Here is a 22,012-nt window from a genome sequence, read left to right as displayed (position 1 = left end):
CTATATAGTAAATGTCCAAAGGGTCTGTTCCCAGCTGCTTAATGGCATGGGAACAGACCTTTTCACATGATTTGAAACTCTGCTTAGCTTATATAAGAACTTAGATGAGCATGGTATTTCGACACCATCGGATATTCTTATAGGAGGCTACAGTAATACGGAGATTACATCTTTCTTGTTCCCATCTATCATCCAGATCGAAAACCCAACAGACGAGCTTGGAGAAACGGCAACGAAACACTTGTTTAAGATTATTAAAAACAAAGATGTAACGGGCCGTCAGGTTATTATTCCTACAACAAGGACTGTCCAGGGTTCAAAGTACAAAACGCAGTCGTTTCCGAAAAAGTTATAAAAAAAGCCTCACAAGCCATCCTTTTCACTAGACAGCTATGAGGCTCTTATTTTTTATAAAATTCCGACCGATGATCATAGGATTCACTACTGCAACAGAACTAACTGGCATTACCTTTGGCAGTGAGTTTCATCTCTTGCCAGCGTAAATACAAGTATCCTCCGAGAGCCATAACCATCGCGACGATGAACTCCATCACGGGTGCGGCCATTGGATCAGTCTTTACGAAAATTGGGATCTGTTCCTCGGCACTTTAAAGTACCGGGAGACAGACCCTAATTTATAACCTATGATTGATAATCATTAGTGGGTGAAATAATGGATATGTATCCACTTGTAAAACGAAAAAATAAACCATTCCAGTAACTCGGAGTGGCTTACATATTACAATTTCATAATCATTATTCTCTCAGGGAGAGTAATTGAAAATTGATAAGGAAACATGAGTATCTGTATAGGTCCATTTAGAATAAATTTACGGATGCTCTAAACCATTAATAAAAGAACTAAAACTACCTGCGATCTTATAAATATTTCCATCCTCATCTGACTGGTCAAAGAAAAATGCATGGTCCCAATAGTAAACACCATCATTTTCTGAATCATGAATTAAGACGATCAACCCTGAGCCCGGATCGTCCCCAATTATTAAACTTTTTGGTAATAAATCTTCCCCAAACTCTTCATAACACTCTGCCAGGTTAAATGTTTGATCTACGTTTATACCATATAAGACATCTAAAGGAATATTCTCATTTAATTCCTTCACACGGAACTTACTATATCGTACTTTTGAAGTCCCACCATTATAATTTTTCAAAAAATTTCTATAATCATCTGGTAGAGAAAAACCTAAATAACCTTCTAGGTTTTGAACTTCATCTTCATTCGCTTTTCCAAAAGAATTTATATTCATCTAATCACTCCCATTAACTTTTGAATTTCTAGCGAGTGACATCCCGCCCTTATGCCGGAATCTCCTGTGTTGCACCTTATTAACCTCCTGCATTGTGGTTAAATTCTCATGATGATGCCATGTGTTTTATTAGATTTTGGTCCATTTGGAGCAAGTTTATCTGCTTTAGCAAAATCTTTATCTTAATGTTCAAACTTGCCTATTTGAACCTCTTGTTTTACCATTCCAGCCGATTTAAAGTCTGGGTAGCCACCTGGATAGCTTACAGAATTCCCCTCCCAGTCAGTATATCTCCAGGTATCTTGTTCATCAATTTTAATAGTTCCCCCCTTTGTTAAGCCACCTTTCTGGATTAGGTGCATTTTTAGGTTTATTTGCAAGTTGTTCCTTTGTAAACTTTACTTCAGGTATATTATCTCCTGTCGCTTCCCAACATCCCCTACAACTTCATCACCATTCTTTACAAAACTACTAACACCCTTGGCACCTTTACCTGCTAACTACTTTTCTATTATGAAATAAGTACGTGTCTTTGAATTTGCCAAAAAAGAGAAGGCTCTCTATCATAAATGTTATGCTTCAAGGGCAAATACATTTTGAAAGAGGCCTTCATAATAAGGAAAGCTTTTATTTAGTTCCTGTACCTGCTGCATCAGCCGAATGTACTCTATGACGATAGAAATCAGCATGATCAGGATCGAGCGGTTTACGTCCAAGGATAAGGTCCGCTGCCTTCTCCGCTAACATCAATACTGGTGCATGGATATTGCCGTTCGTCACGTAAGGCATGGCAGATGCATCGACCACTCGTACATTTTCAAGTCCGTGAACCTTCATGGTTTGCGGATCTACGACAGCCATAGGATCTGATTCTGGTCCCATTTTGGCCGTACAAGACGGGTGAAGGGCCGTCTCTGCATCTTCTCTTACCCATTCCAAAATCTCTTCGTCTGATTGTACGGTAGGGCCAGGGGAAATTTCTCCTGCATTGTACTTTTTCATAGCTGGTTGAGACATAATGTTACGAGTAATTCGGATGGCTTCTACCCACTCGCGTTTGTCTTGTTCCGTAGAAAGATAGTTATAGACCATGCTCGGATGCTCTTTCGGATCTTTTGAGCGAATCTTTAAGGACCCGCGAGCATCAGAGTACATAGGTCCGATGTGTACTTGGAACCCGTGATCTGTTGGTGCTTTTTGTCCATCGTACCGTACTGCTACCGGAAGGAAGTGGAACATCAAGTTCGGGTAGTCGACCTCTTCGTTTGAACGGACGAATCCTCCGCCTTCAAAATGGTTCGTTGCTGCCGGCCCCGTACGTCCGAGCATCCACTGCAAACCGATCCAAGGCATGCGCGCTTTACTTAAGTTCGGCTGTTCGGAAACGGGAACTGGACAAGCGTGCTGGACATAGACTTCAAGGTGATCCTGAAGGTTTTCTCCAACACCTGGAAGATTCACAACTGGTTTAATGCCAAGAGAGCTCAGGTGTTCAGCATCTCCCACACCTGACAATTGAAGCAGCTGCGGCGTGTTGATGGCACCGCCTGAGAGAATCACTTCACCTGCTTGAACTTGATGAGTCTTCCCATTGCGTTGATAGGTCAATCCTTTAGCTCGTGTACCATCAAAGTCGATACTTGTCACGAAAGCACGAGTCTTGACTGTCAGGTTCTCACGCTTCATGGCTGAGTGAAGATAGGCACGTGAAGCGGATAACCGCTGGCCTTTGTACACGTGTTTATCAAACGGCCCGAATCCTTCCTGGCGAAAGCCGTTCACATCAGGAGTTCTTGAGTAACCCGCCTCTACTCCCGAGTCAAAAAAGGCTTGGAATAAAGGATTTTTAGCCGGACCGCGTTCCAATTTGATCGGCCCGTCGTGACCGCGAAGGTCATCATCTGGTGATCCTAACGCATTTTCCAAACGTTTGAAATAGGGAAGGCAGTGCGCAAAATCCCAAGATTCCATACCTTCGTCGGATCCCCAGCGTTCATAGTCCATAGGATTTCCGCGTTGATAAATCATCCCGTTGATCGAACTGGAACCTCCAAGTACCTTTCCTCGGGCATGCTTGATCCGCCGGCCGTTCATATATGGCTCAGGGTCAGATTCGTATTTCCAGTCGTACAGGCTTTTGCCTGCTGGAAACGGCAAAGCTGCCGGCATTTGGATCAGCAAATCCCATGAATAATCACTGCGTCCAGCCTCCAAGACAAGCACGCTTTTTTTTCCATCTTCACTTAGACGATCGCCGAGTACGGAACCCGCACTCCCGCCGCCCACGATTACAATGTCATAGGTTTCAGTCATCTATTGTTCCTCCTTGATGTTGAGAATGGAAAGAAGGGATTCAGACAATAGGAGCAGCAATGCCCTTCTTTCATGTATTGATTCGATTCAGTGTATCTATAAAACTATTTCTAAAACCGGATAAAGCTTAATTCAATAGAATAAATACGATTAGAACCAGTTGATCGGCTCTGGTTTAAGATTTTGGTAGATATGCTTGGTTTCTGTATATTCTTCCATACCTAGTCTGCCTAGCTCGCGTCCAATACCAGATTGCTTAAATCCACCCCAAGGGGCGTGTGGGAAATAAAGGTTGAATTCATTAATCCAAACCGTCCCCATCCGCATCTTCGCTGCACAGCGTTCCGCTTTTGCAATATCATTTGTAAACACGCCACCAGCCAGTCCATAGATCGAGTCATTCGCAAGCTTTACGGCCTCTTCTTCGGCAATGAATTTTTCAACCGTAATAACGGGACCAAATCCTTCGTCTTGAACGATGCTCATGTCTGTTGTGCAGTCTGTAAAGATCGTAGGCAGGTAGAAAAATCCTTCTTGCAGTTCAGGATCTTCTGGGCGTCCGCCGCCAATAGCAACTGTTGCTCCTTCTTCGATTCCTTTTTCTACATAGTTCTCTACTTTTGCAAGATGTTCAGCTGAAATAAGCGGCCCCATTTGGGTATCTTCGTCAAATCCGCTTCCCAGTTTGAATTTTTTCACTCGTTCTACAAGCGCCTGAACGAACTTATCGTGAATGCTTTCTTCTACAATCAACCTTGTACCAGCGGAACAGATTTGCCCTGCATGGAAGAAAACTCCGTTTAATGCTTGATCGACAGCTGTTTCAAAGTCAGCATCAGCAAAGATGACATTCGGGTTTTTCCCGCCCAGCTCAAGAGCTAGATTCTTTACGTTTGTGCTTGCCGATTGCATAATCTTCTTCCCTGTCGCAATGCCGCCTGTGAAAGAAATCAAGTCGACGTCTTCGTTATTGGAAAGCTCTGCACCTACTGTATGGCCCGCGCCAAGAACTAAGTTAGCCACACCGGCAGGTACACCAGCTTCTTCCATCAATTCAAATACTTTTATAGTAGTAAGCGGTGTAATTTCACTTGGCTTCATGATTAACGTATTTCCGCTCGCAAGCGCTGGAGCCAATTTCCAGGACGCTTGCAGTAAAGGATAATTCCATGGCGTAATTTGCCCGCAAACACCAACGGGTTCGTGCACCACTTTACTGATCGAGTTTGATATCGGAGAGTCGATCAGCTCCCCGCCGTCTTTATCCGCAAGTTCTGCAAAATAACGAAATACTCCCGCGATATCATCCATGTCGCCGCGGCTTTCTTCTACGGTCTTGCCGGTATCCAATGATTCTAAGTAAGCAAGTTCTTCTTTATCTCTCTCAATCAATTCAGCAATCTTCCTTACGACAGCCCCTCGCTCGGTTGCTGGAGTAGCAGCCCATTCCCCGTTATCAAAAGCTTCTCTAGCCGCAGCGATTGCTGCTTTTGCATTCGATTCATCGCCTTCAGGAACAACAGCGATCACTTCCTGATTGAATGGATTAATAATCGTACGCGTATTCTCAGCGTCCGCACCAACCCAATTCCCATTAATATAATGTTGCAGCTGAAGTTTATGATCCAATTTTATCAACTCCATTTTCGATGTATGTTAATTTTATTAATAATTTATTTAACGTTTTTAACATTAGCATGCCTTTTTATGGATGTCAAAGTATTTAAAGATAAAGAACAGAAATATAGAAAAGTAATTAAGGTGATATACGAAACGGGATCATTTACAAATGACATCTTTGAAAGATTTCCATTTGACATTAAATCTGAACACGTTATCATAAAGTTCAGAAAGAACGTTTGATAAAAATTTAACACGTTTTACTTTTTAGAAAAGGAGTGGTCAAAAAGAAAAAGCTTAACAAGTAGTGATCAGGTAGTTTGTTGAAGACTGCTTGGATCCATCTCTGCCCCAATCTTACATATAAAAGAGCGGGCTTCATTTTGCAATTTTTGTTAAATCTATTCTTAATACATTTAATTTAGATGTGTTGGAATAAATATAAAAATAGAGGGAGCTTATCAACATGAACAAGTGGAAAGGAAAATTTGGTTTTATTTTAGCGATCTTAATGGTTACTGTTCTGACAGCCTGCGGAAGCTCTAATGAGGAAGCTACAGCATCAGAAGAAAGCGATAATGAAATAAGCATCGGTCAGATCAACTGGGCTGAAAACATTGCGGTCACAAATATGTGGAAAGTCATTTTAGAAAATAAGGGATATGACGTGACGTTAAAAAATCTGAACATGGGCAGCACGATGCAAGCGCTAGAAAGCGGCGACCTGGACGCTAGTTTAGAAATATGGTTACCCGTTCAGGATGCTAACTATTTAAAAGAATTTAAAGATACCGTTAATTTCTCAGAGGCTACCTGGTATGACAATGCCAAAGTAGGACTTGTTGTGCCAACCTATGTAGAAGAAGTGGATAGTGTCAAAGACTTGAACGAACATAAAGAAATGTTCGATAGCGAAATTGTTGGGTTTGACCCTGGCGCAGGTACAATGGAAGTAACGCAGCAATTAATCAAGGACTATGATCTGGAATATGAACTCCTATCAAGTTCTGAACCTGCGATGTTAGCTGAAATTGGGAAGGCAATAGAAAACAAAGAACCTATCGTAGCGCCACTTTGGAGCCCGCACTGGGTCTTCTCCAAATATGACCTAAAATTCTTGAAAGATCCGAAGAAAACATACGGTGGTGTAGAAAAAATTCACCATGCGACAAGAGAAGGATTTGGGGAAGATTATCCAGAAGTGAGCCAATGGCTGAAAAATTGGAAGATGAATGATCAACAAATCGGTAAGCTTATTGAGTATGTAGAGAATAGCGAGGAGCCTATTGCTGGAGCTAAGAAATGGGTAGAAGAGAATCAGAAATTGATTGGTGAATGGGTGAAATAAAATATAGACGTAAAGAGGGCATTCTCATGTGGGAATGTTCTTTTCTTTATCATTTATTGAGGTAGAAATTGCTTTCCCTTGATCTTACGTGCCCTTAAGTTGGAGACAGCGAAGCGACACGTTGTAAAGCATCCGCACTAATACCAGTATTAACACGTACAAAAAATAAGGGGTTGTTATCGCTTCCAAGTTGTTTTATACTTCTACATTATAGGATCCAAAACGTTTTGGGAAAGGTTAGGGAAAAGTGAATGACAACGATTAAAGATATCGCAAAAACAGTCGGCGTTTCCATCACCACTGTCTCAAGGGCACTCAATGGTTATTCAGATGTAAATGAGAAAACAAGGAATAAGATTAAACAAGTTGCAAAAGATCTGCATTACAGTCCCAATGCAGTTGCTCGCAGTCTGGTAATGAACCAGACCAAAACCATCGGGTTACTCGTTTCCGGTTTGACTCGAAGCGGAGCCAAAGATAACATCGTCTTCGATGTGCTTACTGGAGTTAATGACTATTGCGGCGAAAATGACTACGATATTGTCCTTTTTAACACAACAACATCGAAGCAAAAGGAAAAAACATATGCCCAACTTTGTCGTGAACGCAGGGTCGACGGTGTTATTGTTCAGGGAATCAAAAAGAATGACCCCTACTTAATTGAAATCATTGAAAATCAAATTCCGTGTGTATTGGTTGATATCCCTATCGAAGAAGATGCTGTCGGCTATGTCACAACGGATAATATTAACGGAATTCTAAAAGCCGTTGATTATTTAGTTAGTCTAGGGCACCAAAACATTGCTATGGTTAATGGACATGACCAGGCTTTTGTCAGCCAAGAACGTTTAAAAGGGTATCACGCCGGGCTTAAAAAGCACCAAATACCCATGCGCGAGGATTGGGTGGTAAACGGTGAGTTTGAAGAGGAGGCGGCTGAAAAAGTAACACAACAACTGCTTACAGAAGATCCTTCTATTACCGCTCTCGTGTGTGCAAGTGATCTAATGGCTTTTGGTGCCATCCATGCTGCCAAGAAACTTGGGTATGAAATCCCTAAGGATATTTCAGTTGTTGGTTTTGATAACATCGTTTTATCCTCGTATGTGACACCCACTTTAACGACGATCAGTCAGGATACCCACAAGATCGGGGTTGAAGCAGCTAAGTTACTAATTGAATTGTTAGAGAAGAAAGATAACCGAAGAAGTACCCTACTGCCCAATGAGTTGATTGTTCGGGAAACGACCGCAGCAAACCGTCATTAAAATTAAACACTTCCGTTTAATTTTCTTTTTTTACTATTTTTCCAAAACGTTTCGGAAAAGGAGGAATACAACTATGGATTATCGTGTTATGAAAGACAATGAGCTTTTTCTTTTAACGGATAAAGCAGGAGATATCCCTCCCAACCATTCATATGGTTTGGGACTATACAAAAAAGATACACGCTTTCTAAGTGATTTAAGCCTTACGATCAATGGAGAAAAACCTATTCTGCTTTCTTCTGAAGCCGACAGCAATTATATCTCCAGTGTATTGTTAACCAACCCCCATATAACAAATGGCGACAAGGTAGTATTGTGGCGTGAATCCATTGAAATAAAACGGGTCAGATTCCTTTATCATGATGTTTTTTATGAAACGATTAAAGTAAAAAGCTACCATCCTAAGTCTGTTGACTTCTCAATCAGCCTTTCCTTTGAAGCAGATTTCTCGGATATGTTCATAGTACGCGGATTCCAGAATGGGAAAGTTGGTCAAAAAACTGGACAAACCACAATAGACAATTCGATCACCTTGACCTATGAAGGTTCTGACGAGAATAAGCGAGAAACTAACATCAGCTGGGAAACCGATCAGGATACAACTGTAGTAGATAACAAAGTGACCATTCCGTTTTCCCTCTCCCACCAAGAAGAAAAGCAAATTACATTTAAAATTTGTCCCAGCATCAATAACGACCCGATACCTAACAACAGCGTTGAAGATGCTTTGGCTCAATCGGCTCAAGTACACCGTGACTGGAATAAGCAGCTTCCGACCATTAAAACGGACCACCTCCCTTTTCAGCGCTTAATTAACCGCGGGTTCAATGATTTGCACACCTTGCTAACTGATGTGGGTCAAGGTAAATTCCCTGTTGCAGGTCTTCCATGGTTTGGGGTGCCTTTTGGCAGAGATAGTTTAATTGCCGCTTTGCAACTACTCCCTTTTCAGCCGGAAATAGCGAAAGGGACACTTCGAACTATGGCCCATTATCAAGGTAAAGTGAAGGATGAATGGCGTGATGAAGAGCCAGGTAAGATTATGCATGAAATCCGTTACGGTGAATTGGCTAACACGAATCAGATTCCATTTAATCCATACTACGGAACAATTGATGCTACACCCCTTTTTTTAGTTTTGATGTCTGAATATTTAAAATGGACTGATGATATCAAATTCTTAGAAGAGTTGCTTCCTAATATAGAGGCAGCTTTGTCTTGGATTGATGAGTATGGTGACCGTGATGGTGATGGATTTGTAGAATACTTCCGAGGTTCGAGCAAAGGGATAGCCAATCAGGGCTGGAAAGATTCAGAAGATTCTATTGTGCACCGAAATGGGGATTTAGCGCATGCCCCGATTGCTTTAGCGGAAGTACAGGGCTATGTATATCATGCTAAAACGGGTATGGCTGATTTTTACGAAGCGATTAACAAACACCAGGAAGCTCAACAACTCAAGGAACAAGCGGTCCAGTTAAAACAAAATTTTGACGAAAAATTTTGGATGGAGAACCAAAACTTCTATGCTATTGCTCTGGACAAAGAAAAAAAACAAGTTGGAACGCTTACATCTAACCCTGGGCATGCTCTATTTTCCGGTTTGATTAAGGATAATCGGATCAACAGTGTGGTTGATTCACTGACTTCAGGTAACATGTTCTCAGGATTTGGAATTCGCACCATGGGAGAAGGTGAAGCTGGATATAATCCGATGAGCTACCATGACGGGAGTGTCTGGCCTCACGACAATAGCATGATCCTTTTAGGAATGGGTAAGGTTGGCAAGCAGAAAGAAGCGATGAAAGTAATCGAAGGGCTGGCCAAAGCCGCTGGACACTTTGAGTATGATCGGCTTCCTGAACTTTTCTGCGGGTACAATCAATCACTCGGAAAGCCGGTTCCTTACCCTGTCGCCTGCTCTCCACAAGCTTGGGCAGCTGGCGCTCCGTTAACCTTTATCCAAACGATGCTCGGGCTATTTCCAGATCGTTTTTCAAAAGAGTTGGAACTGGCTCCTGCACTTATGGATGGTATGAATGAATTGCACATAGAAGATTTGCCATTAGGCGAAGGAAAACTGTCTTTTTCAGTTATTCGCGGGTCTAATGAATTTACCCTTGATATTAAGAAGAATTCAACTGGCTTCAGCATTAAACAGAATCATATGTGTTCGACAGTTTAGGTCTATCATTCATTTTTGAAAGGAGATGGAAAGAATGAATTTTAAAAAATGGCTCGTCTATCTAGGAGTATTCAGTGTGCTATTAGGAACGGTGTTAACAGGTTGTAGTAATGGTGCATCCTCGTCTAATGATGATTCTGGAGATTCTAGTGAAGAGGTAACCCTACAAATGAGCGGATGGGGATCGACTCCAATCGAAGAAGAATTACTAAATGAAACCTTGGCTGCTTTTGAAGAAGAGCACCCAAATATTAATGTGGAATTCGACGTGATTGCTGATCAATACATGGATGTTTTGAAGACACGCCTTATTGGAGGACAAGCTGCAGATGTTTTCTTCCTTGATGCATTAGAAGCACCCGCTTTAATGAGCAAAGGGGTTCTTGAGCCGCTTGATAAATATGTAACAGATGAGTTTGATATAGAAGACTTTCAAGATCCATTGCTCAACGCATTTAAGCATGACGGGAAATATTACGGTTTTCCTAAAGACTTCTCTACCCTTGCCTTATTCTATAATGAAAAGGCATTTAAGGAAGCCGGATTAGAAGGCCCTCCTGAGAGTTGGAAGGAACTGAGAGAATATGCTGAAAAACTGACCGTCGATAAAAATGGTGATGGTGATCCTGAACAATATGGACTTGGCATTTCTAAAGAGTTAGCTCGACAATTCTTTAAGTTGAAACCTTATGGTGCTCAATTAACAAATGAGGAAGGAAAAGCAACATTTGCTACGGACAGCGCCGTGCAAGCACTCACCCCTCTTGTTGAGATGTATCAGGATGACAAAACAGCCGCGCTTCCATCTGATGTAGGGGCTGATTGGGGAGGCGATATGCTGGGCACAGGTAAAGCTGCCATGGTAGTTGAAGGAAACTGGACTATTCCATTTCTAGAAAATAACTTTAAAGATTTGAACTATAACACAGCCCAGCTCCCTACCCTTAATGGGAAAAAAGCAACCGCAGCTTTTACTGTTGCCTACGTTATGAATAAACAATCAGAGAAAAAAGAAGCCGCTTGGGAGCTTATTTCATTTCTTACTGGAAAAGAAGGTATGAAAATTTGGACAAGTAAAGGGCTAGCTCTGCCAACAAGGGAATCTGTGGCAAAAGAGCTTGGGTTCGCTGATTCTAAATTGCGTGCTCCATTCGTTGAAGGTGCATCGTATGCTCAGCCATGGCAGGCTGGTAAACATTTGCCAATTATTATGAACAATTTTAACAACCAATTTATTAGTGCCCTTTTAGGAGAACAATCGTTAAAAGAAGCACTTGAGCAAGCTCAAAAAACCGCTAATGATGAAATTGAGGCCTCTAACTGATTAAAGAGAGGAGGGTAGGGTACCCCTCCTCTCACCATATATTTTAAGGATGAAGAGGTGAATTAATATGGAACCTGCTAGAAAACCTACGCATTCAAAAGAACAAAGGGTTACCCCCCCTGAACGGAAACATGCGAAAAAAATAAAAAAACCTGCCTTCAGCAAAAAACTAAAGGAATCATTTTCCGGATACTTATTCATGTCGCCGACGATTTTCACGATCGGAGTGTTTATCGTCATCCCTATTATTTACGCACTTTTCCTTTCCTTTAATGATGTTCAACTGCTTGGCGGCACGAGTTATCAATTTGTCGGATTAGAAAATTATACCCGTTTTGCGGATGATAAACGCGCCATTATTGCTCTGAAAAATACTGCCGAATACGTTCTGATTGTCGTACCGATTCAGACTTTTTTAGCTTTACTGCTGGCAGCGGCACTAAATTCCAATATTAAAGGGAAAAATATATTTCGGATCATTTTCTTTTTGCCAACCGTTACATCATCCGCAGTTCTGACCTTGATATTTATGTGGATGTACTACCCTGACGGCCTAATCAACCAATTTTTATCTTTTCTCCATCTTCCGACTTATGATTGGTTATCAAATCCAGAAATCGCCTTAAAGTCTATTATGATTATGAATATTTGGGCAACAGCACCTTTCTTTATGGTCATTTATTTAGCAGCTATGCAGGATATTTCAGATTCCATTTATGAAGCAGCGACCATTGACGGGGCTAACTGGTGGCAAAAATTCATCTTTATTACCGTTCCTATTCTAAAGCCTGTTACTTTCTTTGTTGTCGTCATGGGGGTAATTGGAACCTTTCAATTATTTGACCAGTCCTACATTTTCTCAGGTGGTTCAGGGGGACCGAACAATTCAACTTTAACCATTGTGTTATTGATTTATCAATACGCCTTCAGATCACTTGATATGGGCTACGCTTCAGCTCTAGCTGTGGCACTTGCCGTTTTAATTATGGTTGTAACGATAATTCAGAAGAAATTTTTTGGAGAAGAGAAACTACACGACTAGGAGGGGATCGGAATGAAGAAAAAGCTAACAAAAACGATTGTTTACTCTATATTAATTTTGTACGCCGTCATCACGTTTATCCCTTTCTTATGGGCCATTCTTTCATCTTTTAAACCATTATCTGAGATCGTAGCTGCCGACATAACTTTTTTCCCTGAAAATTTTACATTCAATAATTATTTGGAAGTTTTCTCAAGAGAGCCACTTTTCCTAAGGTGGATGTTCAACAGTATTTTTATCACAACATGTATGGTTTTGCTAAATATCTTCTTTAACTCCATGGCAGGTTATGCATTGGCACGAATTCGTTTTGCCGGTCGAAAGTTTTGGTTCTTCTTAGTTCTGCTAGTTCTAATGATTCCATTTCAAGTCACTTTGATTCCCAGCTATCTGATCTTAAAGGAACTGGGATGGCTAAACACATATCAGGGGTTGATTGTACCAGGGATGGTGAATGCTACATTTATCTTTATGATGCGTCAATTCTTCATCAACTTCCCAAAAGAATTAGAAGAAGCAGCTCAAATGGATGGCCTGAGCAGATTTGGGACATTCTTCAGAATCGTTATGCCCCTCGCCAAGCCTGCTCTTGCAGCCCAGGCTGTATTCATCTTTATGGCTTCTTGGAATGATTTCATGAGACCTTTAATTATTATGTCAGAAGAGGAAATGTTTACATTGACTCTCGGTCTAAATAGCTTTAAAGGACAATATATTAGTTTTTGGAATTTAATAATGGCAGCATCAGCCCTTATGACTCTTCCATCACTTCTAATCTATGCCTTTTTTAACCGGTACTTTATAAAAGGGGTAACCTTTACTGGAGGAAAATGAAATACTCAAACTTATCAGTGAGTCTTCTCTATTTAGAAAAGACTCACTTTTTTTCAGTTTAAGTTACATTTTCGTTAAGTCTGAAACTATCCACCTGCCTCTAACTTTTCCCTATATAAATTTATAGAATTCCAATCGATGATAATAGAATCACTACCGCAACAGAAATAACTGGAATCAGTACAGCCACAACAAAGATATCTTTGTAACTGTCTTTGTGAGTCATACCGGTAATTGCGAACAACGTCAGCACGGCACCATTATGCGGCAAGGCGTCCAGTCCGCCGGATGACAGCGAAGCAACTCTGTGGAAGGCTTCCGGGCTGATGCCAGTGTTCTGTGCGATTTGATAATATTTGTCTCCGAGGGCTTCGAGGGCGATGCCCATCCCGCCGGAAGCGGAGCCTGTTGCCCCTGCGAGAATGTTGACGGCGATGGCTTCTGAGATCAGTGGGTTTCCTTTAATCCCCATTAGTAATTCAGTCAGGCGCTGGAAGCCAGGAACTTCTTTTACAACGGTACCGAAACCGACGGCCGCACTGGTATTGATAATGGCGATAACTGAGCCGTTCGCACCGCTGTTAATGGATTTGATAAAGCGTTTGAATTTGTCGATGTTCAACAGCATGATCAAAATAATTCCGGCAACAAGTGCGGTGATCACATCCCAGCTGAACACATTCAGCGTAATAAGTACGGTTAATAAGGGCAGGATCGACAAGAGAAAGTGTGGATCTTTTTCGTCTTCGACCTTTTCAACGATTTTCTTATCTTTCGGTTCTGTAAAAACTTCACCTTTGGCCGTGAGTTTCTTCTCTTGCCAGCGTAAATATAAATATCCTCCAACTGCCATAATGATCGCGGCGATGATCCCCATCACGGGTGCGGCCATCGGATCCGTATTGAAATATTCCATGGGGATCAGGTTCTGAATTTGTGGTGTGCCTGGAATGGCGGTCATCGTAAATGTGAAAGCCCCTAATGCGACAGTGGCTGGAATTAGTTTCCTGCTGATGTTCGCCTCCCGGAAAAGGGATAGGGCAAGTGGATACACAGCGAAAACCACAACGAACAAGCTGACTCCGCCATAAGTAAGGACGGCGGCAGAGACGAGCACGCCGAGAATCGCCCGACTTGTGCCGATAACTTTTGTAAAAGCAACAGCCACTGATCTGGCCATGCCGGTATCTTCCATAAGCTTTCCAAATATCGCTCCTAGCATAAAGACAGGGAACCAGTCTTTCGCAAATCCGACGAACCCGCTCATATAAGAGTCCTTATAGGCTTCTAATAAATCGAGGCCGCCTGTGAGCGCCACTACCCCTGCTGCGATTGGGGCTACCCAGATGATCGACCAGCCGAGATAGGCCAGCACCATTAACACGACGAGACCTAGTAAAATTCCAAACATGATGTTTCCTCCAATCGTTTACTAGATTATTTCCTTACTTTATTATTGGGCCGTATATCCGCCATCAATAACGACAGCTTGGCCTGTGACCCCTTTCGCCTTATCATCAGCAAGGAATAGGGTGTAATCGGCGACTTCCTGGACAGACAACAGCCGTTTTTGCGGAACCAATGGATAAATGACTTCTTCTAGTACCTTTTCAAGTGATACATTACGGTTCTTCGCCAAATCTTCCAATTGATTGCGAACGAGCGGCGTATCGACATAGCCCGGGCATACGGCGTTTACCGTGATCCCGTGTTCCGCTCCTTCTAATGCCGTCACCTTCGTTAAGCCGATTACACCATGCTTCGAGCTGTTGTAAGCGGCTTTACCTGCAAACCCGATTAACCCGTTAATTGATGCCATATTGATGATGCGTCCTGATCCTTGTTTTTTCATAATTGGGAAAGCATGCTTGGTCGCCATAAAAGGGGCCACGAGCATCACTTTCGTAATCAACTCGAATTTCTCGGTTGGAAACTCCTCGATTGCCGCGACGTGCTGCAACCCTGCGTTATTAATCAAGACATCCAACCTGTCATACTTCTCAACAGTGTGATCAATCGCCTGCTGCAACTCCAATTCTTTGGTCACATCACACGTCAGCCCGATGCATTCATATCCCTCCCGCTTTAATTGCTCGGCCGCTTCGTTTACTTTTTCTTCATTAATGTCACTGAGCGCGACTTTGGCTCCATTTTTCGCAAACTCAACGCCGATTTCGTAGCCAATTCCACTTGCTGCTCCTGTAATGAACACAACTTTATTCTCGACCATCGCTTGTCACCTCTCCTTGAAAAATGTTTCTACTCGTAGGTCTTTCTTTGCTGGACTGGACTGTTCGTTGCTCATGATTGAGTGGCACCTCCCCTTATAAGTAACCGCTTTCAATTTTCTGTCCAGTTAAATCTGCTCAGTCCTTCTCCCTGTTATATTGCAAGTACCGTGCCAACTTTTAGTTTTCAGAAAAGAGCAACAATGAAGGGTTGTTCACTTTTCTACAGTTCGTGGAGAGAGTACGGATTTCTGGAAAAACGGATTAAACTCTGCCCCACCATTCATGTAAACCCCTACTTACGCCGCATAAAATAAACCATTCCGATATCGCGGAATGGTTTTCCGGATTATCGGAATGGTTTAGAATTTTGTTTGTTAGCTTATAAGTGATAGGTGTTTGAAGCATATTACTTTTTAGCCCAGCTAAAGTTACTTTTTTTAAAAGAAAGAAAATCCTTTTAGCTTAAATACTCTTCTTCCCAATTTTCCTGTTTTTCAACTGGATCAAGCTGTGAAATATCCTTATATCCATAGTTTGTTTTCATTTCACCTGTTTTCCTACGACCACTACTCAAGTTATTACAATAAAATGTCTTGAAAACCTACTTCGACTAATTTCTCATTTTCAAATTTTATTCCTAACCCATGCTCGATTTCCCAAGTACAATCACAAATAAAACCTGCCTCTCTTTCATCTTCATCAAAAACCATCGGAAACAAAATTTGTTTTGGAGTAACTAATTTGTTTAATTCTGGAACTTCAGAGATTAGAGGAGCGTTTTTATTCTTTTCTACATCACTAAATTGCTCTCTATATTGAGGAATAACCTCCTGATAATAATTAAAAGTAGCCTCTTCAGCCTCTCTAACTTTCACGTTAATATCTTCAAAAAACTTTTTATACGCTTCTACTTGTGCATCTTCAAACTCAGCGTCGATTATAACCTGAATATTTATATTTTCTCCGAACATTTCCAGCTCAATTTTTTTTACCCAGCCGTAGTTGTAGTATAATGTACCAAATACAGAATGATTAATTTCTTTCTCCATAATCTATTCTCCTTTTTTATCTAATAACTTTTTGACCTCTGCTACTCCGCCTAAATGCCCGAACTTACTATTGATAGTAGATGGAACCAGTTGCATAGATGTCATATCATTTAATTCATGCCATGTTAACTTTTCTGTTTTTCTTATTTTAACAATTTCTTTCCTTGTCACTCCTAATTTTCAGCTAGCAATTCATCCGCTTTTCTAAAGTTTATTCTTCTGTCAGTAGACATTTTAGAAATTTGTACATCCCCTCTTGAAACTACAGAGAAATCAGGTATAGCATCCGAATAATCTATTCCATCTTTTCCAATTCCGTTTAAAATCTCGCGAGCGCCACCATCATAAGATATAAATGTTGACTCTCCTCTTTGGTCTGTCCATTTTCCATTACTTACAGGAGTTTGAGCTAAGCGTTCTTCATAAGTACTCTTAGGCATAGTTAGTTCAGTATCATCAACCTTAACAAAACTCTTAACACCCTTAGCACCTTTCCCGACCAGCTTAACATATCCCCCACCTATAATAGAGGCGGCCAGTATCGTTCGTTCCCAGCCCTCATACTCCACGCCCGTAATCAGGTTCTCCCCGGTCTTCGTCTCTATCGCTGCTTTGATATTTCCAACGATCGGGATAAAATCAAGACCAAAGGAGAGCGTCTTTTTCCACCAGACGACATCCTCTTCCTCCGCCGAAGCCATTACTTCTTCCCTTGTACATACCCCTCCTGATGTGAATTCATACTCCAAGGACACAGGTGATAGACTCTTCTGTTCTAAAATAAAACGATCCACTTCATTCGGAGCAGCTAATGACTTGGCCGTTGCTTGATTGATAGATTTCCATTCTTCCACTGATTGAAGCTGTCCTGATTGATAATGATCAATACTAATATCACCGGCCTCAAACTGAGAAGCAATCGATTGAATATATTGATGCATAGTGGAGAGACTTTGCTTCAGGTCTGCCAACTGATTTGATTGGGTTTGATCAAATTCATGCAGCTGCTCGCCTGTCTGCTCCTTTTTATTCCTTGCCTGCTGAATCTGTTGCAAAAATGCACTGTCATCAACGGGTGGGAAGGATACGATATCTTGTACGCCACTAACTGCCGCCCTGTCCGTTAAGGGATCCCTCTAAGTCAACGATGGCTTTTATACTGGTCTTCACGTGATGGATGGAGTTTCTCAAGTTAGCCAACATATGTCTGGTTTCTTCTCCACCCTTCTGCAGATCCGAAACGTCCAACACTTTCATGTAAGTAAAACCTCTTTCCAGTTTATTACCATTAAGTATATAGAAATTTGGCTTATAAAGAAATACTTCCAGATTTATTCTTTTGAAACGGAAAACTTCAACAACGGGTGAAATCCATTACTCCTTATTATTTTTGTAGTATTGATCGGCAAGTAGCTTCCAATCTTCTATAAATAACGATCTTAAATTAGGACGACGTCTCACAGCTAGCGGATGGTACGCCACTGCCGTCGGATACCCCTTCACTTCATGGACTTTGCCACGCAATGATTTTACATCAACCTCAGTGTCTTGAAAAAAAGATTGGACGGAGACATTTCCCAAGCAGAAAATCAGATCGGGTTGTTTTGCCTGAAGCTGCCGGTAAAGATGACGCATGCAGATGCGGCGCGCATCCTCTTTATCATATTTGCGCACAGGTTTTCTTTTTAAGATAAATGTCACATACAAGGCTTCTTGTAAGGTTTGCCGCGTGCCACACACAAATGGATTCCCGTCGCGGTCTTCGCGTGCTCCTGGGTTATCGAGAATAATCATGATAGGAGCTTCGGGGTTGCCTTCGCCCCAAATCATTCTCGATCCTTGTTCATAAAGACCGCAGTCCGTGCATTTTATTTGGTTATCCGGTGTGGGTTCTTCCGGCCATGGGGTGGAACAAAAATCGGACAATGCTTCTCCCTCCTACCTAACCTTAATAAGCTTAGGATGTCCAGGATGCAGTTTTCTTACTTATGGTATAAGGTTTACTGTTTAGAAAATCTCTAACCAGGAGAAAGTAGGAGAAACAAATAAGGAGATGCTTTTATGAAAGAAAACGATAATTTTACTACAGCAGGCACAAATATCGATGAGGTCAAAAGGAAAAATGAGCAGTCAGGTATGTCCTACAATGAAGCCAAAGCATTTATGGCTGAAACAACAAGAGGCCATGGTACGAGCGCATATAGTGATACTAACATTGAAGACGTGAAAAGTAAGAATCAAAATAAGAAATAATACTGAGCTCCGCTGGTAAATTTAAACCAGCGGAGCTCATTTATTTTTTCTTCATATTTTCTTGAGCCATTTTGACCATTTCCTTGACCATATTTCCGCCAATCGGTCCACCAACTTTTCCAGCTTGCTCAGAAGTCAGTTGACCGTTATATCCTTTTTTCAAGGGAACGCCTTGTTCCTTTGCCACCTCGTACTTTACGTTAGTAGGATCTGTATTATATCCTTTTTCCTTCATGACCCGCGCTTTTAATAAATCCAAATCTTTGCGGGCTCCTGGCACTAAAGTTTTATTCCTCGCCATGTTATCGCCTCCATATCTCATAGGGTTTCCTAAAATCATCAGAGTGATGTAGAGATCTTATCGATGAGTGGACAAGCGACTGCCATTATTACAGCTAGGCAAACGAAAAAAAATCCTCTTTTATTACGTTAGGGCGCTATGTTACTCTGTTAAGTCGCTATCGCCTCGAGTTGGGACGTTATAAGTTTTGAGACGGTCGCTATAGCTATGAGACAGGACGTTATCGCCTCACGTTAAGGTGTTATAAAAAAATACTCTAACATAAGAAGTAACGTGTAGACGACGCGGTTCTCCTTTTTGAAAAAACTAAATGAAAATGGAAATGAAAGGATGACCTGAGGTGTGCTCAACCGCAAACTTGCGTTTCAAGAGGTGCTTTTCCTTTATCTCATGTAAATCTTTATCCAGTATAAATCAATCACTTCCGGTTATGTTGAGATCATCTTCCACCATGGCTAAGACCGTATTTGTGTTTACTTCCTGATTCTCAAGCACTTCCAAAGAAGCAATAAGGCCGCTGGTACCTATCCTTATTTCCTCCAATAGACCATCATGATTTCTAACTAAAAATAATTTCTCCCATTCATACACATAATCATTTTTCTGAATTAAGATTTCTTCAATTTTACCATGACAAGGACTATAAACCGCTTATACATGCTGTCTCAAAACATATCCTCCTCTTTAAGTGCTAATACATTTCCCATCACTGATTTAAAATGAATGATTATCCGATGGAAATAACTCCTGTCAACACGGCCACAATCGTCATAACGATAGTGGCAAGGCTCGCCCACTTTAACATCATTTTCTGGAGATCACCGAACTCAACTCCAGCCATACCTACTAGCAGATAAGTTGAAGGTACGAGCGGACTTAGTAAGTGAACTGGCAGACCGAGCAGAGAGGCTCGTCCGATTTCTACTGGATCCAGCCCATAAGTAGCGGCGGTTTCCGCAAGCACCGGGAGTACTCCGAAATAAAATGCATCATTTGACATGAAGAAGGTAAATGGTGCACTTGCAAGCGCTGTGATCACGGCAAAATATGGTCCTAATTCTTCTGGAATGACTGAAATTAATGAATTGGCCATGGCATCGACCATCTCCGTCCCTGTAAGGATCCCCGTAAAAATACCTGCAGCAAATATCAATGACACAACTGATAGCACATTACCTGCGTATGTTGAAATTCTTTCTTTCTGCTGATCCATATGTGGATAGTTGATCATAATCGCAACCGCAAAGGCTACCATAAATAAGACGGGCGTGGGCAGTACTCCGACGACTAACGAGACCAGAAGAGCAATCGTCAAAGCAAAGTTCACCCATATTAATTTCGGACGTTTTATACTATCATCTTGTTCGACTGCTGCAGAAGCCGCTGCCATTTCCCCGGCTGCTACTTCATCAATAGCATCTTGACTAATGTGAATGACACCTAACCTTTTTCTCTCTTTCCGTCCATAGTGAAAGGCAACGAGTAAGACCACCAGGACTCCGCCGATCTGGGCCGGAATGACAGGAACATACAATTCAGATACACCGACACCTAAAGCACTCATAGCTCTGGCAGTTGGTCCTCCCCATGGAAGTAAATTCATAACTCCAGACCCTAGTACTGCAATACCGGCCAGGATAAGCGGATTCATGCCAACCCGTTTATACAATGGCAGCATGGCCGAAACCGTAATCATATAAGCTGTTGTTCCATCGCCGTCCAGGGATACGAAAAGAATGAGACAAGCGGTTCCCATTGCTACTTTCAACGGGTCGCCTTTTACAATTCTAACGATTTTTTCAACGACTGGATCAAATAATCCAGCATCAATCATGACCCCAAAAAACAAAATCGCAAACATAATCATAATGCCTGTCGGTGCCACACTCTTCACACCGTCCAGCATCATTTTGCCAATTTCTCCTCCAAAACCGCCAATTAATGCGAAAATGACTGGTATAACCATCAAGGCAATAAGTGCAGAGAGCCGCTTTGTCATGATTAAATACATGAACACAGCAATCATTAAAAATCCAAGTAAAGCTAGCATCGTTTCCACTCCTATTCTAAGCGCTTTCATTTTCGAAAAGTTAAATAACTGCAGTTTTTCCGAATGGTTGGTACCGTTTTCAAAGCTTAGGAACATCATAAATCATCGTTCTTGCTCTGTAACTGTTTTAAGTTTATTGTTTTTTTAAAAATTTCCGACTTATTTTTTGTTAATTTTGGCCACCAAAAAATGCACAATGGGCAGAATCCATTGTGCAAGTAATGTAGTGCTATTTAACGCTTAACTATGGTACTTACGTTCGGGGCGTCCGACTGATCCATATTCCACTCCTGAGCGGCACTTGTCTATGGAAATTAAATATTCTAAGTACCTTCTTGCAGTCGTTCGTGAGGCTCCCATCCGTTTTCCAATTTCCTCTGCAGACAGACCCTCCTGGCTGTGCTTGAGAACCTCCAAAATTTTATCTAGGGTGTCTCCATCTATACCTGTCGGCAGCTCCTGCATGACCTCTTCCTTCTCCTCTTCCGAATTCTTGAATAATCTGTCCACAACGCCTTGATTGATCTCATCCTCGTTCAGTAATAAATGCCTTCTTTGAATATATTTGTGAATCATGTCTGTAAAGCGTTCCATGGTAATAGGTTTGATTAAATAATTTTCTACACCGTTTCTCATCGCTTTTTCAAGAAAGGCTTTATCTGTGGCTGCCGTGATCATAATCACATCCAGGTCTTCAAATTCCTGTCGTATCGTCGTTAGAATATCGGTTCCCAGCTGGTCCGGCAAATAAATATCAAGCAATAAAAGATCAGTTTGCTGAGTGCGTAAAAGTTCCAGAGTTTTCTCAGCATTTAATGCTTTCCCCACCACTTCAACATCAGGTATTTTCATAAGAAATTTTTCATGAATATCGGCTACGCGAAAGTCATCTTCTGCGATCGCCACTTTGACAGTTTCCATCT

23 protein-coding genes are annotated in these 22,012 nt (G+C 41.6%); 8 read left to right on the top strand and 15 right to left on the bottom strand.

From position 1 onward, the window contains the following. The first annotated feature begins 79 nt into the window (after positions 1-79). Positions 80-355, top strand: a complete 276-nt coding sequence (locus B5354_RS04105) for a substrate-binding domain-containing protein (protein ID WP_079526165.1) — start codon at positions 80-82, stop codon at positions 353-355. A gap of 475 nt (positions 356-830) precedes the next feature. On the opposite strand, the gene B5354_RS04100 is transcribed toward B5354_RS04105, so the two are convergent. The 4 genes from B5354_RS04100 to betB form a co-directional block, all read right to left on the bottom strand. Beyond that, complete coding sequence (locus B5354_RS04100; protein ID WP_079526163.1) at positions 831-1,271, bottom strand: SMI1/KNR4 family protein; 441 nt, start codon at positions 1,269-1,271, stop codon at positions 831-833. Beyond that, complete coding sequence (locus B5354_RS20655; protein ID WP_245804699.1) at positions 1,272-1,364, bottom strand: hypothetical protein; 93 nt, start codon at positions 1,362-1,364, stop codon at positions 1,272-1,274. Between the two features lie 534 nt (positions 1,365-1,898). After that, positions 1,899-3,584, bottom strand: a complete 1,686-nt coding sequence (betA, locus tag B5354_RS04090; RefSeq protein WP_079526161.1) for a choline dehydrogenase — start codon at positions 3,582-3,584, stop codon at positions 1,899-1,901. Positions 3,585-3,734: 150 nt separating this feature from the next. After that, positions 3,735-5,228, bottom strand: coding sequence for a betaine-aldehyde dehydrogenase (betB, locus tag B5354_RS04085; RefSeq protein ID WP_079526159.1), 1,494 nt, complete (start codon positions 5,226-5,228; stop codon positions 3,735-3,737). 442 nt (positions 5,229-5,670) lie between these two features. Here betB and B5354_RS04080 point away from each other — a divergent pair, with 442 nt between their 5' ends. The 6 genes from B5354_RS04080 to B5354_RS04055 all read left to right on the top strand — a co-directional run bounded on the left by B5354_RS04080 (position 5,671) and on the right by B5354_RS04055 (position 13,205). Then, positions 5,671-6,552, top strand: a complete 882-nt coding sequence (locus tag B5354_RS04080) for a glycine betaine ABC transporter substrate-binding protein (RefSeq protein ID WP_079526157.1) — start codon at positions 5,671-5,673, stop codon at positions 6,550-6,552. Between the two features lie 251 nt (positions 6,553-6,803). Then, positions 6,804-7,820 (top strand): LacI family DNA-binding transcriptional regulator, encoded by a 1,017-nt coding sequence (locus B5354_RS04075; protein WP_079526155.1) that lies wholly within the window; start codon positions 6,804-6,806, stop codon positions 7,818-7,820. 73 nt (positions 7,821-7,893) lie between these two features. Then, positions 7,894-10,005: an amylo-alpha-1,6-glucosidase gene (locus B5354_RS04070; protein WP_079526153.1), complete on the top strand. Its 2,112-nt coding sequence runs from the start codon at positions 7,894-7,896 to the stop codon at positions 10,003-10,005. A 34-nt stretch (positions 10,006-10,039) separates the two neighbouring features. Further along, positions 10,040-11,329, top strand: coding sequence for an ABC transporter substrate-binding protein (locus B5354_RS04065; RefSeq protein WP_079526151.1), 1,290 nt, complete (start codon positions 10,040-10,042; stop codon positions 11,327-11,329). Between the two features lie 199 nt (positions 11,330-11,528). Continuing rightward, entirely contained in the window at positions 11,529-12,371 is an 843-nt protein-coding gene (locus B5354_RS04060; RefSeq protein ID WP_245804723.1) for a carbohydrate ABC transporter permease, read from the top strand. 12 nt (positions 12,372-12,383) lie between these two features. After that, positions 12,384-13,205, top strand: a complete 822-nt coding sequence (locus B5354_RS04055; protein WP_079526147.1) for a carbohydrate ABC transporter permease — start codon at positions 12,384-12,386, stop codon at positions 13,203-13,205. A 121-nt stretch (positions 13,206-13,326) separates the two neighbouring features. Here the strand turns inward: B5354_RS04055 and B5354_RS04050 are convergent, their stop codons facing one another. From B5354_RS04050 to B5354_RS04015, 7 genes are all read right to left on the bottom strand, one after another. After that, positions 13,327-14,616: a GntP family permease gene (locus tag B5354_RS04050; RefSeq protein WP_079526145.1), complete on the bottom strand. Its 1,290-nt coding sequence runs from the start codon at positions 14,614-14,616 to the stop codon at positions 13,327-13,329. A gap of 42 nt (positions 14,617-14,658) precedes the next feature. Next, positions 14,659-15,435 carry a 3-hydroxybutyrate dehydrogenase gene (locus tag B5354_RS04045; protein WP_079526143.1) on the bottom strand — a complete coding sequence of 259 codons (777 nt, stop codon included), beginning with the start codon at positions 15,433-15,435 and terminating at the stop codon, positions 14,659-14,661. Positions 15,436-16,014: 579 nt separating this feature from the next. Next, positions 16,015-16,485 carry a DUF6985 domain-containing protein gene (locus tag B5354_RS04035; RefSeq protein ID WP_079526141.1) on the bottom strand — a complete coding sequence of 157 codons (471 nt, stop codon included), beginning with the start codon at positions 16,483-16,485 and terminating at the stop codon, positions 16,015-16,017. A gap of 3 nt (positions 16,486-16,488) precedes the next feature. Continuing rightward, entirely contained in the window at positions 16,489-16,656 is a 168-nt protein-coding gene (locus B5354_RS20975; RefSeq protein WP_139377053.1) for an HNH endonuclease, read from the bottom strand. Between the two features lie 2 nt (positions 16,657-16,658). Beyond that, a complete protein-coding gene (locus B5354_RS04025; RefSeq protein WP_079526139.1) occupies positions 16,659-17,540 on the bottom strand; it encodes a pre-toxin TG domain-containing protein in 882 nt (293 codons plus the stop codon). Between the two features lie 49 nt (positions 17,541-17,589). Beyond that, on the bottom strand, positions 17,590-17,742 hold the full coding sequence (locus B5354_RS04020; protein ID WP_079526137.1) for a T7SS effector LXG polymorphic toxin: 153 nt from the start codon (positions 17,740-17,742) through the stop codon (positions 17,590-17,592). A 117-nt stretch (positions 17,743-17,859) separates the two neighbouring features. Further along, entirely contained in the window at positions 17,860-18,411 is a 552-nt protein-coding gene (locus B5354_RS04015) for a uracil-DNA glycosylase (RefSeq protein ID WP_079526135.1), read from the bottom strand. Between the two features lie 135 nt (positions 18,412-18,546). Between B5354_RS04015 and B5354_RS04010 the strand changes: the two genes are divergently transcribed. Next, the gene (locus B5354_RS04010; protein ID WP_079526133.1) at positions 18,547-18,738 is read left to right on the top strand and encodes a gamma-type small acid-soluble spore protein; all 192 of its coding nucleotides are present in this window, start codon (positions 18,547-18,549) and stop codon (positions 18,736-18,738) included. Positions 18,739-18,778: 40 nt separating this feature from the next. Here B5354_RS04010 and B5354_RS04005 read toward each other — a convergent pair whose 3' ends face one another. The 4 genes from B5354_RS04005 to B5354_RS03990 form a co-directional block, all read right to left on the bottom strand. Continuing rightward, entirely contained in the window at positions 18,779-19,039 is a 261-nt protein-coding gene (locus B5354_RS04005; protein ID WP_079526131.1) for an alpha/beta-type small acid-soluble spore protein, read from the bottom strand. Between the two features lie 414 nt (positions 19,040-19,453). Next, a complete protein-coding gene (locus B5354_RS04000) occupies positions 19,454-19,663 on the bottom strand; it encodes a biotin/lipoyl attachment domain-containing protein (protein ID WP_079526129.1) in 210 nt (69 codons plus the stop codon). Positions 19,664-19,766: 103 nt separating this feature from the next. Then, positions 19,767-21,089: a CitMHS family transporter gene (locus B5354_RS03995; RefSeq protein ID WP_079526125.1), complete on the bottom strand. Its 1,323-nt coding sequence runs from the start codon at positions 21,087-21,089 to the stop codon at positions 19,767-19,769. A gap of 240 nt (positions 21,090-21,329) precedes the next feature. Then, the gene (locus B5354_RS03990; RefSeq protein WP_079526123.1) at positions 21,330-22,010 is read right to left on the bottom strand and encodes a response regulator; all 681 of its coding nucleotides are present in this window, start codon (positions 22,008-22,010) and stop codon (positions 21,330-21,332) included. Positions 22,011-22,012 lie beyond the last annotated feature (2 nt).

Source organism: Halobacillus hunanensis, from assembly GCF_900166655.1.
GTDB classification, from domain to species: Bacteria; Bacillota; Bacilli; order Bacillales; family Halobacillaceae; genus Halobacillus_A; species Halobacillus_A hunanensis.
This window is presented reverse-complemented; position numbering and strand designations above follow the sequence as displayed.